The 12,869-nt window shown below is 32.6% G+C and carries 19 protein-coding genes; 15 read left to right on the top strand and 4 right to left on the bottom strand.

Annotated features, from left to right (window positions below; translation table 11 throughout):
- The first annotated feature begins 21 nt into the window (after positions 1–21).
- Positions 22–648 (top strand): histidine phosphatase family protein, encoded by a 627-nt coding sequence (locus tag F9279_RS16000; RefSeq protein WP_152114834.1) that lies wholly within the window; start codon positions 22–24, stop codon positions 646–648.
- Between the two features lie 48 nt (positions 649–696).
- Here the strand turns inward: F9279_RS16000 and spoIIP are convergent, their stop codons facing one another.
- Together spoIIP and F9279_RS15990 are read right to left on the bottom strand one after the other, a co-directional pair.
- Positions 697–1,605 carry a stage II sporulation protein P gene (gene spoIIP / locus F9279_RS15995; protein ID WP_152114832.1) on the bottom strand — a complete coding sequence of 303 codons (909 nt, stop codon included), beginning with the start codon at positions 1,603–1,605 and terminating at the stop codon, positions 697–699.
- Positions 1,595–2,128, bottom strand: coding sequence for an RNA polymerase sigma factor (locus F9279_RS15990; protein WP_152114830.1), 534 nt, complete (start codon positions 2,126–2,128; stop codon positions 1,595–1,597). Before F9279_RS15990 ends, spoIIP begins: the two co-directional genes overlap by 11 nt.
- 211 nt (positions 2,129–2,339) lie before the next feature.
- On the opposite strand from F9279_RS15990, the gene F9279_RS15985 reads away from it, so the two are divergent.
- Together F9279_RS15985 and F9279_RS15980 are read left to right on the top strand one after the other, a co-directional pair.
- The gene (locus F9279_RS15985; protein ID WP_152114828.1) at positions 2,340–2,879 is read left to right on the top strand and encodes an RNA polymerase sigma factor; all 540 of its coding nucleotides are present in this window, start codon (positions 2,340–2,342) and stop codon (positions 2,877–2,879) included.
- Positions 2,851–3,531: a hypothetical protein gene (locus tag F9279_RS15980; protein WP_152114826.1), complete on the top strand. Its 681-nt coding sequence runs from the start codon at positions 2,851–2,853 to the stop codon at positions 3,529–3,531. Before F9279_RS15985 ends, F9279_RS15980 begins: the two co-directional genes overlap by 29 nt.
- Before the next feature lie 92 nt (positions 3,532–3,623).
- On the opposite strand, the gene F9279_RS15975 is transcribed toward F9279_RS15980, so the two are convergent.
- Positions 3,624–4,466, bottom strand: coding sequence for a MurR/RpiR family transcriptional regulator (locus F9279_RS15975; RefSeq protein WP_226793602.1), 843 nt, complete (start codon positions 4,464–4,466; stop codon positions 3,624–3,626).
- Between the two features lie 178 nt (positions 4,467–4,644).
- Here F9279_RS15975 and F9279_RS15970 point away from each other — a divergent pair, with 178 nt between their 5' ends.
- The 12 genes from F9279_RS15970 (at position 4,645) to F9279_RS15925 (ending at position 12,112) form a co-directional block, all read left to right on the top strand.
- Positions 4,645–5,661, top strand: coding sequence for an oxidoreductase (locus F9279_RS15970; RefSeq protein ID WP_152114823.1), 1,017 nt, complete (start codon positions 4,645–4,647; stop codon positions 5,659–5,661).
- A 1-nt stretch (position 5,662) separates the two neighbouring features.
- Positions 5,663–6,664, top strand: coding sequence for a Gfo/Idh/MocA family protein (locus F9279_RS15965; protein WP_152114821.1), 1,002 nt, complete (start codon positions 5,663–5,665; stop codon positions 6,662–6,664).
- Positions 6,665–6,832: 168 nt separating this feature from the next.
- Complete coding sequence (locus F9279_RS15960) at positions 6,833–7,309, top strand: GNAT family N-acetyltransferase (RefSeq protein ID WP_152114819.1); 477 nt, start codon at positions 6,833–6,835, stop codon at positions 7,307–7,309.
- A gap of 43 nt (positions 7,310–7,352) precedes the next feature.
- Complete coding sequence (locus F9279_RS15955; RefSeq protein WP_152114817.1) at positions 7,353–7,748, top strand: NUDIX hydrolase; 396 nt, start codon at positions 7,353–7,355, stop codon at positions 7,746–7,748.
- A gap of 21 nt (positions 7,749–7,769) precedes the next feature.
- On the top strand, positions 7,770–7,913 hold the full coding sequence (locus F9279_RS25255) for a hypothetical protein (RefSeq protein WP_193224601.1): 144 nt from the start codon (positions 7,770–7,772) through the stop codon (positions 7,911–7,913).
- The gene (locus F9279_RS15950; RefSeq protein ID WP_226793599.1) at positions 7,900–8,295 is read left to right on the top strand and encodes a GNAT family N-acetyltransferase; all 396 of its coding nucleotides are present in this window, start codon (positions 7,900–7,902) and stop codon (positions 8,293–8,295) included. The genes F9279_RS25255 and F9279_RS15950 overlap by 14 nt, the downstream gene beginning before the upstream one ends.
- Before the next feature lie 29 nt (positions 8,296–8,324).
- Entirely contained in the window at positions 8,325–9,053 is a 729-nt protein-coding gene (locus F9279_RS15945) for a GH25 family lysozyme (protein ID WP_413463216.1), read from the top strand.
- A gap of 38 nt (positions 9,054–9,091) precedes the next feature.
- On the top strand, positions 9,092–9,637 hold the full coding sequence (locus F9279_RS15940) for a GNAT family N-acetyltransferase (RefSeq protein WP_226793596.1): 546 nt from the start codon (positions 9,092–9,094) through the stop codon (positions 9,635–9,637).
- Positions 9,634–9,783 (top strand): hypothetical protein, encoded by a 150-nt coding sequence (locus F9279_RS25250; protein WP_193224600.1) that lies wholly within the window; start codon positions 9,634–9,636, stop codon positions 9,781–9,783. The genes F9279_RS15940 and F9279_RS25250 overlap by 4 nt, the downstream gene beginning before the upstream one ends.
- 31 nt (positions 9,784–9,814) lie before the next feature.
- A complete protein-coding gene (locus F9279_RS15935) occupies positions 9,815–10,666 on the top strand; it encodes a DUF2785 domain-containing protein (protein WP_193224599.1) in 852 nt (283 codons plus the stop codon).
- A gap of 90 nt (positions 10,667–10,756) precedes the next feature.
- Positions 10,757–11,476, top strand: a complete 720-nt coding sequence (locus F9279_RS15930) for an alpha/beta hydrolase family protein (protein WP_152114809.1) — start codon at positions 10,757–10,759, stop codon at positions 11,474–11,476.
- A gap of 72 nt (positions 11,477–11,548) precedes the next feature.
- Positions 11,549–12,112, top strand: a complete 564-nt coding sequence (locus tag F9279_RS15925) for a nucleotidyltransferase family protein (RefSeq protein ID WP_226793593.1) — start codon at positions 11,549–11,551, stop codon at positions 12,110–12,112.
- Positions 12,113–12,275: 163 nt separating this feature from the next.
- Here F9279_RS15925 and F9279_RS15920 read toward each other — a convergent pair whose 3' ends face one another.
- Positions 12,276–12,683 (bottom strand): MEDS domain-containing protein, encoded by a 408-nt coding sequence (locus F9279_RS15920; protein WP_264298256.1) that lies wholly within the window; start codon positions 12,681–12,683, stop codon positions 12,276–12,278.
- Between the last annotated feature and the right edge of the window lie 186 nt (positions 12,684–12,869).

The raw sequence follows: 12,869 nt of genomic DNA, 5'->3' as shown, positions 1-12,869 counted from the left end.
AGTATAGGATAGGAGAGAAACATGCTCACTTTATACATAACAAGACACGGAGAAACTTCTTGGAATACAGAAAAAAGAATGCAGGGTTGGAGTGACTCGGAGCTAACGCTAACTGGTGTTAATAATGCGTCATTATTAGCAAAAAGCCTTAGAGATATTGAATTTGATGCCATCTATTCAAGTACAAGTAATAGGAGCGTGAAAACCGCAGAAATAATAAGAGGAAAGTGGGATGTACCTATTACTCTTAAAGAAAACTTAAGAGAAATTAATATGGGAGATTGGGAAGGGAAAACTATTACATACATCGAAGAGAATTTTCCAGAAAAAATTTACTCTTTTTGGAACACACCTCATTTATATCAGCCAATAATGGGAGAAGATTTTTTTAATGTAAGAAAAAGAGTAGAATTAGCTTTGAAAGATATTATAAAGAATCATGATTCAGGTAATGTTCTTATTGTTACACATTCTATAACGATTAAAACAATACTAGCCTACTTTAAACAACTTCCAATGGATAGGTTGTGGGAACCTCCATTTATTCATGATACTAGTTTGACTATTATTACAAAAAAAAATAATCAGTATGAAATTGTGTTAGAAGGAGATTTAAGTCATCGGGATAAGGGCATTTTTCAAAACTAAACGTGGAAAAGAGTAAGCTTCTTCTGCTTACTCTTCTTATTACTATAGTTATTTTATTTCTTCTTTCAATATTTCATCTATAACCTCAGCTAGTGCATCTACCGATCTATACTCTTCTTCCAAAGTATTGTCATATCCCCCAATATTGATTAACACAGCTTGGTTAAATACGTCTTGATTATAAGTACTTTTAGTAGTATTTGTACTGTTTGTTAGAATTACCTTTGATATGCCTGGATATTTTTTCTGCAGTTTCTCATGTAATGTTTGTGCGAATGTTAAATTCTGCTGATAATTAGGGTTTAACTCTGATATAACGAAGTGAATTTTTGCATAGTCAGTATCTTCTATTTGTACAGTAGTATGAGATCTAGTATCAGAATCTCTATGAATATCAAAGGTCATCCTTATATTAGGATACTTCTCTAAATTGTTTTCAAGTAATTCTTTAGTAACGCTATAAGAATCTTGAAAACTCAAACCTCTTTCGAGCAGTATGGCATTAATATCTTTCGTTTCATGTTGTGCTTGGATATCTTTTTTTGCTAATGTCTCTTTCAGCCTTTCTCCAACTAGTGTAATGTTCTTCGTAGGATGTGATGCATTTCTCGGAGAAGTGGAGTTTGTTTCTGATAGAAATGATTCATAATTATGCGAATGATAAATATACACTTGTGGATCCAATGTAGTTGTTAAAATCTGTGATTGGTTAGAGTGGTAAGAAGAGACAGTGTTATAGATAAATTGTTTACCGTTAAAAGAGAAAATCCAAAACAAAGTGAGTATGCATACAAGAAGTCCACTTGAAGCAATGGAGGCAAGCTTTAATTTTTTTCTGCGATTCTGTTTTCTTGCTGCTTTTCTAAGCATAATTTCTGTTTCTTTCACAAACTCATCTCGTGGATTCATAAATGAGGACTCTTTTATATGGTGAAATAAATCTTGGTCAATTCGCATTTCTGATTACCTCCTCTGTGTCTATATTTAATTTTTTCCGTAGGATTTTTAATGCTCTATGATAATCTACCTTTACTTTTGACTCACTCCAATGAAGTATGTCAGCTGTTTCTTTTATCGTAAATTCATTTATTCCTCGTAAAATGACTACAGCACGAAAATCTGGCTTAAGTTTTGAGATAGCTTGATGAATACCTTTCTTGAACTCATCCATTTCTATTTCCGCATTGGGATCTAATTCATTAGAGGGTATTTGTTTAAAAAAGCTTTCTTTAAAAATAGAGGTAAACCTTTTCCTACGATAATGATCAATAGCCGTATGCTTCGCAATGGAAAAAATCCACGTTTTTAAGCTTCCAGAAGTATGCTTAGAAAGGTGATTTAAAACACGAATAAACACTTCTTGCGTTAAATCTTCTGCATCATTAGAGTTACCAGTAAAACAAATTAAAAATCGGTAGACATCTGAATAGTGCGTTTGATAAATTTCTATTACTCTCTCTTCAAGCTTACGATTAGCCAATAATCTCCCCCCTTAATGTTCTGTTCCATTATTAATCGTTTGAGTTCTTTAAAAAGTTACAACTAATATAAGTTAAAATGAAAATCTCATCCATAGACTATGCGAATATGAAAAACTGTTATTTTTTTTTGAAAAAAAATGAAACAAATGTAAAACTTTTCTTTCGTTCAACCGTCTATATAGAGCTTTTCAACGAAATGGAGGTGACAAAGTGAACCAAGACAATGATAACTTTATTCTGACTTGTTATGAAAGATATAGTGAATCCATTTTTAAGTATATTTTACTGATGGTTCGTGATTATCAGCAAGCAGAGGACTTAACGCATGAAACTTTTTTGAAAGCTTACGAGAAGCAAGCATCATTTAAAGGAGCTTCTAGTGAGAAGACATGGTTATTTCGAATTGCACATAATGTAACCATTGACTATATCAGAAAGAGGAAACCAATTATCCTTTTTAAAGAAATACTCCTTCATTTAAAGGAAGTCAAAGAGATACCAGAGGAATATGTACTTATTAAGGAGAGTTCCTATGAATTATATCAAGCAATAAGTTCTTTAAAAACCGATTATAGAGTCGTTATTATTCTAAGAAAGTTAAAAGAGTTTTCTATACAAGAAACTGCAGCGATATTAGGATGGACAGAAAGTAAAGTGAAATCCACTCTCTTTAGAGCTCTAGCTGCTTTGGAGAAGCAATTAAAAAAGGAGGTATTATTGAATGGAGAAATCTTTAAATCACCTAGATAAAGAGTTGCTGCAATTAGATAGTGATATAGTTTGGGAAGCAAAAAAGAAAGCTGTAACAAAAGAGAGACTGCTAGTTAGTATAAGAACAAAGAATACAACAGACAGACATTTCTCCATTTTTCCTTTTTTTGCTTTCGTAGGTATCTTTACAATAGGATTAGTCCTTTTTCTCAATGGAGACATTTTGCAGGAAAAAGAAAATGAATTTGTACAGACCTTATCTGAAACGGATTTAATAACAGCCATAACGGTGGAAAATCAGCAGTTAGTAGAGAATAAGGAGTCTGTTTTCTTATCAAGGGAAGCTATTGTTCCGCGAAAACTACATACTCTTAATACAAGTGGTGAACCAGAGGTATTTGTAACAAAAGAAAAAGATATTCTTCTAGGTGGTGCCATCTATACTTTACAAGACGGAAGCCAGATTAAGATAGAAACACGTATAAACGACCTTGAAGTGGATCTAAAAAAAGCTTTTCTTAATGAAACAGTGGAACAAGAATGGGTTATTTCATCCTTTCATTCAGTAATGTTAAAGAGTGGAGAAGAGAGAAAAATAATCATGGAAGGCGAGAAATTCTTGTATATTATATCTGGTGAGCAAGGAAGAGAAATTTTACTACAATTTGCGAATGAAATTAAATTTATGTGATAACGGAGTATTTAATTGATAGCTTGTATTAGAGTGACAGAAAACTAAATAATCCCTTAGACTTGATGAAGTATATCTAAGGGATTATTTAGCTATTGGTCTAGGAAACGCTTAAGTAATTCTGCGTTTTTTAGCTGATGATTGCGGTTAGCTGTATAATCAATTTGATACAAAGTAGAAAAAAGTACATTTAAAAGATAGTCAAGGGCGATTTGAGAGGAGAAAGTAGCTATTTTTTCTATTTTCTGTGTTTCAAGTAATGGTACTGTTAACATGACATCAGAATACTTAGCTAGCTCACTTTCAGGAAATGCTGTTAGTAATAGAATCGGTACATTTTTTTCTTTTAATATGTTTGCAGCGATCCAATCATTTTTTGATTTAGCTTCATAGGTAATAAACAAAGCACAATCCATTGATGTTAAATTAGCAGTATTTGTAGCAAACTCATCTCGAGCAGTAGCCAATATGGCATATTTATTTATTTTCCCGAGTTTATTTTGAAAGCTCTCTGCACGGATTTGAGAATCCCCAGCTGCATACAAAAAAATTCGCTCCGCTTGATATAGATACTTTGTCATTTGAAATAATGACGCTTCATTTAGTAATTGATAGCTTTCTTTAATAGCTTGCTCCGCCAAATGCATCATGTCTTGTCCAATTTTCATAATAGATGCATCGTCTTCAAATGGTATATTTGGATTAATGTCAGATAAAACAAGCTTTCTTTGCTCAATGGACTGAACTAGCCTAATCTTAAAATCCTTAAAACCCTCCATCCCCATTTTTTGCGCGAAACGAATAATGGAAGCATTAGATGTGAATGTTTCTCGAGCAAGCTCTTGTATCGTCATTTTTTCCATTTTGTTTGTATTATTCAATATGTACTGAGCAATTGTGTTCTCAGAAGCAGTGAAGTCTGTTCTACTGGCCATCTTTTTTAATAACAAATCCATCTTCTCCTTCCGATTGAACTTTTAGTTCAGAAGTATATTCTTTTTCTGTTCTCTGCTGAACTTTTTAACCTAAATGACAGAAATGAAAGGTCTTACATGACATTCTCTATACATGCAACTTATAATGAGGCTATTAAACATTATAGGAGTGATCTACATGCTTACAATTGGCTATATTGGGAATGGAAAAAGTACAAACAGATATCATTTACCTTTTGTGCTACAAAGAGAAAATATAAACGTAAAAACCATATATCGTAGAAATCCATCACATGATACATGGCAGAAACACGACCATATCTATTATACTACGGACATAGAAGAAATACTTAACGATGCAGACATTCAATTAATTGTCGTTGCAACTTCACATGAATCTCACTTTCCTTTAACAAAGCTAGCTTTGGATCATGGAAAAAACGTCTTAGTGGAGAAGCCTTTTATGATGACGAAACAGGAAGCAGAAGAAATCTTTGCATATGCAAAAGAAAGAAATTTGATAGTACAATGCTATCAAAATCGTCGTTTTGATTCAGATTTTCTTACTGCACAAAAAGTAATAGAAAGTGGAAAACTAGGGGAGTTATTAGAGGTAGAAATGCATTATGACTACTTTAGACCGGAAGTACCAGAATCGGTTAAAAACTATACCTTTAATCTTAGCTATCTGTATGGACATGGTACACATACAGTTGATCAAGTAATTTCCTATTTCGGAAAACCTGATCAGGTACATTACGATGTACGCCAATTATTAGGGACTGGGCGAATGAATGATTATTTTGATTTAGATTTTTATTATAACCAATTGAAGGTTTCAATCAAATCAAGTTATTTTCGCTTAAAGGAAAGACCAAGCTTTGTACTTTATGGAAAAAAAGGTGTTTTTGTAAAAGATACAAAGGATCGTCAAGAAGAACATCTAAAGCTGTTTTATATGCCTGGTAAAGAGGGATTTGGAATAGATCTTCCTGAACATTATGGAACCTTAACTTACTTAGATGAATCAGGCAATTATCATGAAGAAAAAGTGGTATCAGAAGTAGGCGATTATGGTAGAGTTTACGACGCAATCTATGAAACAATCATTAATGGAAAAGAAAAATTAATAAAAGATGAAGAGACTTTGATACAGATGGAAATTTTAGAAGAGGGTATGAAGGGATGTAAGTAACATGAAGTTAGGCATAGTTGGTTCTGGTATGATTGTGCAGGATGTTCTACCTGTTCTTAACAGTATGCCAGAAATAGAATTAGTAGCCATTTTTGGAAGAACGAATAAAAAAGAACACCTAGAAAAACTTCAAGTAAACTATCACATTAAGCATATTTATGTAGATTATCAAGAAATGCTAGCTAGTTCCAAACTAGATACCGTTTATATAGCATTACCAAATCATTTGCATTTTTCTTATGCTAAACAAGCTTTAGAAGCGGGGAAGCATGTAATTTGTGAAAAACCCTTTACATCTAACATTGAAGAATTAAAGATATTAGCTGATATTGCACAAAGTAAGGAGCTTTATTTACTAGAAGCAATAACGAATCAATATAGAGAAAACTACCTTCAAATAAAAAATAGACTAGATAATCTGGGAGAAATAAAAATTATAGAAGCAAATTATTCTCAATATTCTTCTCGGTATTCTGCTTTTAAAGAAGGAACTATATTGCCCGCATTTGATCCAAAAATGTCAGGTGGGGCATTAATGGATATTAATAGTTATAATATTCATTTTGTTGTTGGGCTCTTTGGAGAACCGAATGATATAGCTTATTATCCGAATCTAACAAATGGCATTGATACATCGGGTATTTTAATTCTTGATTATGGCCAGTTTAAAGCAGTTTGTATTGGTGCAAAAGATAGCAATGGTCCTTCTTCTGCTACCATTCAAGGTGAAAATGGAACAATCTATGTTAATGGTCCTGTTAGTAGTATTTCATCATTTACTTATAAAGATAGACTTAAAATGGAAGAAGAAGTTCACATAAACACACACAAACACAGAATGTATGAAGAATTTTTGGAATTTGAACAAATAATTAGAGAAAAAAATCAAGAGAAGATGAGGTATAACCTTAAGCATAGTCTCAAGGTAATGGACATTATGACCATTGCTAGAAGAAGTGTTGGAATAAAGTTCCCTGCAGATGATAGTTTTAACAAAATATAAGGTGAGACACGTAGTTTACTATCAGAGTAGACTACGCTTTTTTTTGGAAAAATAGATTAAAATAAATAGTTTTCAAAAAATTATAAAGAATTTATTGGGTTTTATTATCATTTATTTCAGAATTCTGTAAAATAGTAACAAATGATATAGGTTAGGAGATCAATAATAATGCAAATAAGACATATGCAAGTAACAGATACAAATACCATTAGATCTATTGCTCATGATACATGGAGACATACATATAGCGACTTTATTCCACTAGATATACAAGATAAGGTGTTAACAGATGCCTACTCAGATGCTGAAATGGATAATAGGTTTCAACATTATCTCAATCTAGTTGTAGAAATAGAACAGAGAATTGTAGGATATGCTTTCTTTTCTGGAGACCGTTCAAAAGAAGAGGTGTATTTAGAATCACTCTATATTCATCCATCTCATCATAGAAAAGGCATTGGGAGAGCCCTTATCAAATATGGTTTAAGTTGTTATGAAAGACCAAAAACACTTTCTTTATCTGTTTATAAACAGAATTCAAGTATTAGCTTTTATGAGAAGGAAGGCTTTGTAAAAGTAGGAGAAACAGAAGGAGATTTTTTTGGACATCCTGTTACTTTTATTAAAATGAGTAAATCTATTTAACTAGTAATCTTTCCATTTTTTAGAAGGAAGGAGTTGGAGTAGGATGCGAGACAGAGGTTCAGTAGTGATTATAGAAAACAATAAGGTGGCATTAATAAAAAGAATAGTAAAAAACACTATCTATTATGTTTTCCCTGGTGGTGGAATAGAGAATGGAGAGACACCGGAAGATGGTTCTAAGCGAGAAGCATTAGAAGAATTAGGAGTAATGGTTAGGATAAAAGAATGTTTAACAGTACTGCAAAATAGTGGTACACAGTATTACTTTTTGGCAGTAATTATCGGGGGAGTCTTTGGTACAGGTGATGGAGAAGAATACAGAAAAAGCAAAGAAAGAGGAAGGTATATTCCAATGTGGGTAGAAGTAGAATCACTTAATGAGCTTGATGTAAAACCAAGAGAAGTTGCCTTAAAAATAGTGGATTATTTTAATGAATAGGAGTAGAAGGAGTGAGTGTCCATGAAGCTTTTAGATGGTGAATATATGATTGAGCATAACAGTATTAAACATTGGGTTAAAATAGAAGGGAGTATCCAAAGAACTCTTCCACTTATTATTCTTCATGGAGGTCCTGGGGGAAACATTACATTTGAAAATACTTAGCAATTCGGAAAGAGTGATTGCTGCAATAGACGTAATGAGAATTTATAAGAGTATAGGCTGGTGGGAAGAAAGAAGAGAGGAAGAAATAAGTTTAATATTACAACATGGAGTCTATGTTGGGGCATGGGAGAATGATGAATTGGTAGGTTTTGCAAGAGCTGTGACAGATGGAGTATTTCGAGCTTACATTGAGGATGTCATTATCCATCGTTCCTTCCAAAAAGAAGGATTTGGTAAAAACCTAGTAGCTAAATTGCTAGAAGAGCTTTCGAACATTGATATTATTAGTTTATTTTGTGAAGAAGAGTACATCCCATTTTATGAACATAATGATTTTAAGAAAATGAAATCCCAGTTTGTCATGCACAAGATGAATGAATAGGAGGAAAACAAATGGGTAGAAAAAAGCCTATAAAGAAAAAATGGTTAATCTCCTTTTTTCTTTTCTTTCTATTCATCGCAAGTATAGGAATTTTGATTTTGCAGGGAATGATTATACCGAATTCTTTCTTTTCCAGAGATTACGAAGTAAAGGGTGTAGATGTATCTTCTTATCAAGGAGAAATTAATTGGAAACAGATAGAGACGCAGAATATTCAATTTGCTTTTATAAAAGCAACAGAGGGAAGTAGCTTTGTTGATTCCTATTTTACTAGCAATTGGAACAATGCGAAAACAACGAAAATAAGAATTGGTGCTTATCATTTTTTTAGTTATGACAGTGCAGGTACAACACAAGCAGAGAATTTTATTGATACTGTTCCGAAAGAGGCAGATACCTTACCACCTGTTATTGATGTAGAGTTTTATGGTGATAAGGAAAAAAATCTACCTAGTAAAGAGGATGTTAGAAAAGAACTTCAAGATATGATTGATATTCTAGAAAAGCATTATGGAAAACGAGTAATCCTCTACACTACTAATAAAGCATATGATTTATATATAAAGGAAGAATTTGAGGATACTGATATTTGGATACGTGATGTATGGACAAAACCTACCTTACCAGACCAAAGAGATTGGACTTTCTGGCAATACACCGACAAAGAGAAGTTAGAAGGATACAATGGAGAAGAAGAATTCATTGATGTCAATGTGTTTCATGGAAGTTTAGAAGAATTTATTCTTTATGGGAGATAATAGCGAAATAAGATCTATTCTAAAATTAGCAAAAGAGGTTGATTACAATCGATATTTCCAATATAGCAATAAGAAAAATAAGGTTAAACGATGCAGATTGCTTTTCAAAATTAGTACAGCAAGTAGAGCATGAATCAGAATATATGCTTTGGGAATCAGGAGAGCGCATTATCACATTAGAGCAACAGAAAAATAGGATAGAGTCTTTTCAAAAGGATAAGAAATCGGAAATTTTAGTAGCAGAAGTAGAGGAGAATTTGGTTGGTTATTTAATAGCGATAGGAAATCAGCCAAGAAGAGTACAACATATTGCCTATATAGTGGTTGGAATAATCGAAGCATGTCAGGGGAGAGGAATAGGAAAAGCTCTGTTTGAAGCATTAATAAAATGGGCGGAAGAACAATGGATTAGTAGATTAGAATTAACGGTACGAGTGGATAATGAATCCGCAGTAGGTTTATATAAAAGAATGGGCTTTGAGATAGAGGGGATAAAACGACATTCTATTTATATCGATGGTAAATACGTAGATAGCTACTATATGGCATTACTATTAGATGGGCATGGAGGCTATCGTACATGAGATGTGGAGCAAAATGCTTTACAGTGGAACTAGAAACAGAGGGAAAAAAGAAAAGAATTCCGGTAACAGCACGAACTTCTGAAGAAGCGAGAAAAGCTATTTCTAAGGAGTATGGTAAAGAAGTAATAATTGTATTTGTGAAATAAGACAAGAAGAATAAACAAAAGGATGAATAATATGACATACAATGGTGATTTCATTAGGCTAAAGGAAGAAGAACTTAAATTACAGTTAATGAAATTACATACAAAACAACTTTCTTGGCAACGAGTTGACCAAGAACTAATACTATATTCGATGATGAAAAATATAGGTTCGTCTGATAGTGGATTAAGAGACACACTTATTTATGGCACTTTTAGTAACTTGATATTGGAAAATAAACTTAGTGTTTCTGTTTTAGAAGAACTACTAGAAGAATGTTTAAGTAATAAATTTCTATATAACGGAATAGGGGAAAGTGATACAGATTCTGTATTCACTAGAGCTTTCACAACTTTATTAATTGCGCTTATCTTGTTTCAGGATAATAAGAATGATTTTCTTTCAGTAAGGAAAATCAACGAAGTAAAAGATAGTTTAATAAAATATATAAGACAAGAGAAGGATGTAAGAGGATTTGTCCCACATAAAGGGTGGGCACATAGTATTGCACATGTATCAGATACATTTTATGAACTTATTAAAAATAAAAAATTAGATAGTACATATTATAAGGAAATAGTATCTGTAATCTGGGCGAAAATTTTTGTGAGTGATGATGTTTATCATCATGATGAAGAAGAGAGAATGCTAATTCCTATATTAGAGATGTTACAAAGAGGGTTAAGTGTAAATATAATATTAGAATTACTAGAAAGCATGACTAATGAGCTGTCTCAAAGGAAGAAGAAGCTACCCGAACAAAACTATTGGTACTTAGTAGCAAACTGTAAGAATTTCTTAAGGACCTTTTACTTTGTTGTGAGTGATTCAAATTTTAAGAGTCTTCAACCAGTGATTAATAACGTTTTGTTAATGATAAAATAGGTGAAAAACTTACTTACAAAAAATTACCGAGATACAAGTCTAGTTTATTCTGCAATCGAGATGTTAGTAAGGGTGTTTAGAGGTGTAATAATGGAAAGTAGAGAGAGTGGCAAATATCGTTACTATATACAAGAACCAGAAATAGGTATTTCTAGAGAAAAGATAGTGATCATTTACCATGGATGGGGAGGTTCTGCCAAAGGATATAGTGATTTAGCCCAATTAATAGTAAATGAAGGGTATACAGTTATTGTACCAGGAATTATATATCATGACACAAGAGAACCATTTGTTCATTATTTTGAAAAGCAAGTATCTCAAGAATATTTTTGGCAAACAATTATGATAACAGTGGATGAATTTCATGATTTTCTCAATGTCCTGCCTATTAAGTTAGAAGATACCATTGTAATAGGGAGTTCCATGGGTGGACTTATAGCAACCAGTATTTTTGCTAAGGAACCTCTAATTAAGGGTCTGGTTAATGTCAATGGTTCAGGGTCCTTTGTAGTGACTGAAGAAATATATCGGTTACGTGATAAACGTGAAAAACTACCTTTAATGGAAGAAGAGAGATTAAGAAACTATGATCCAAAAGAAAACCATATTAATAAAAATCCAATCCTTCTCCTACATGGAGAGAACGATACTTTCATGCCTATAGAAGGACAAATTGATTATTATAACTATCTAATAGAAACAGAGAAGCGCACTAACATAGAATTTCGCATCTTTGAAAATGTAAATCATCGTTTTACTGAAGAAATGATAATTGCAATGGTGATTTGGTTGAACTCGAATTGTTTGTAATTTTAATGAAAAATTATTAGTTATTCTAGTTATTTCAAATCTATCATGGTGAAAGAGAGGACTGTTGTAATAATGAATAAAGATCAAATTATTTCTCTCATTAAAGAAGATCAGTGGATGATGGATATCTTGAGAACAGCAAAATCATTGAATTTACCTGATTGGTGGATTTGTGCAGGATTCGTTCGCTCTAAAGTATGGGACACCTTACACTATTATAGCGAAAGAACAAAGTTACCAGATATTGATGTCATTTATTTTAATCCTGAAAATTTAAGTGAAGTGGAGGAAAAGAAATTCGAAAGAATGCTAGCATATAGAATGCCTAGTATTCCATGGTCTGTAAAAAATCAAGCAAGAATGCATATGAAGAACAAGACGTTTCCCTTTGCCTCTTCTGTCGATGCTATATCAAAATTTCCTGAAACCGCTACAGCTTTAGGCGTGAAATTAGATGAACAGAACAATTTAATAGTAGCTGCTCCATGTGGGATAAGGGATTTAATACAATTAGAGGTAAAACCGACTCCTTTTTTTATCGAGGATAAGGAACGAATGAAAATATACCAAGAACGGCTTATAAAGAAGAATTGGAAATCAACGTGGAGTAAACTAACAGTATTTCATATTAATTGATTGCATATAGGTAAGTAATGCTTGAAAAGATTTAATAATACCAAAGAAGCTGTTCAATAAAAATGGAACAGCTAGTAAACTAATAGACTCGTTTAAAAGTCTTTATACTTATTAGAAAATGCTAGCTCATTCCCTTTTAATAAATAAGGATGAGTTCTTTCTATTATGTTTTGTAAGTGCCAGGCATTTTATCACCTGAATAGGCACATACTAAGGGGAACTGGAGCTCATTTACGGCTTTATCGACTATATTCTCAAAATCCTCTACCAAATAATAAGGACTGCTAAAAGTCGCCCATTCCACATGTGCCCAAGAACGAACCGTTAATTGCTTCGTTATGTATGGTTGGAAGACTTTGTTGAAATATTCTGTTATGGCAGGTGGGTGATAGCTTCCACTTGAGAAATAAAAATCAAGGCTATTAACGAAATGTAAGTACTCTCTTTGCTTAACGGAAAACAGATGTTCCAACTCTTGATTGATAAGAGCGTAATTCTTTTCATTTTCAACAAGGATAATATATTCTTCTGCTTCTATTCCTTCCTTAATGTAGGAGAGTAACTGCGTCAAGTAATCTGCCCTGCTAAAATAAGAGTATAATAGATGAATATTTCGTTTGTCTTTAATTAATTTACTCAACTTTCGCATCGAAAAATGTGGGATAAGTTCAACAAGCAGTAGTTGCTGATGTCATTCAAGTACGATCATTGACACAATAAAAACACATGAAAAAACACCTATCCGTTTGGTATAGTT

This window comes from Bacillus sp. B1-b2, assembly GCF_009183415.1.
Taxonomy (GTDB): Bacteria; Bacillota; Bacilli; order Bacillales; family Cytobacillaceae; genus Niallia.
The sequence above is the reverse complement of the archived record's forward strand: the minus strand, read 5'-3'. Positions and strand labels throughout refer to the sequence as shown.